General features: G+C 45.9%; 1 protein-coding gene. It reads left to right on the top strand.

Features of this window, described 5'->3' with window-relative positions; all coding sequences use genetic code 11:
* Positions 1–89 precede the first annotated feature (89 nt).
* Positions 90–575, top strand: a 486-nt coding sequence (locus H8K52_RS20640) for an IS110 family RNA-guided transposase (RefSeq protein ID WP_186924795.1), incomplete at its 3' end; no start/stop codon positions are given.

Here is a 575-nt window from a genome sequence, read left to right as displayed (position 1 = left end):
GGCAATGGAATGGACTCCTCCCCCTACGGCATCAAATGTGCCAAACTAATTAGAGGTAAAACTGATTAGTTCACAGAGGAGAAGTCCAAATGAATATTACTCGAATTGGTATCGATCTGGCAAAGCAAGTATTTCAATTACATGGTGTAGATCGATTTGAGAAAGTGGTGCTGCGCAAGCAATTACGGCGTGCCCAAATGTATGATTTTTTCAGGAATTTACCACCCTGTTTGATCGGTATGGAAGCCTGTGGATCTTCACACTACTGGGCAAGAGAACTGCGCAAGTATGGACATCAGGTTAAATTGATTGCTGCGCAATTCGTCAAACCGTATGTAAAGAGCGGGAAGAATGATGCCAATGATGCAGAAGCGATTTGTGAAGCCGTCGGTCGTCCGTCAATGCGTTTCGTTTCGATCAAAGAGGTGGATCAGCAAGTCGTTCAGGCTGAGCATAGAATTCGTAGTCGCCTGATTCGCGCCAGAACAGCTTTATGCAATGAAATACGCGGCCTGTTAGGTGAGTTTGGTATTGTGATTGCGCTAGGGGTATCGCAGGTTCGGCAAGCTTTGCCT

Origin of the sequence: Affinundibacterium seohonense, assembly GCF_014284305.1 — a bacterium.
Taxonomy (GTDB): Bacteria; Pseudomonadota; Gammaproteobacteria; order Burkholderiales; family Burkholderiaceae_D; genus Undibacterium; species Undibacterium seohonense.
Note: the sequence above shows the minus strand (reverse complement) of the source record. Positions and strands in the feature narration are given on the sequence as shown.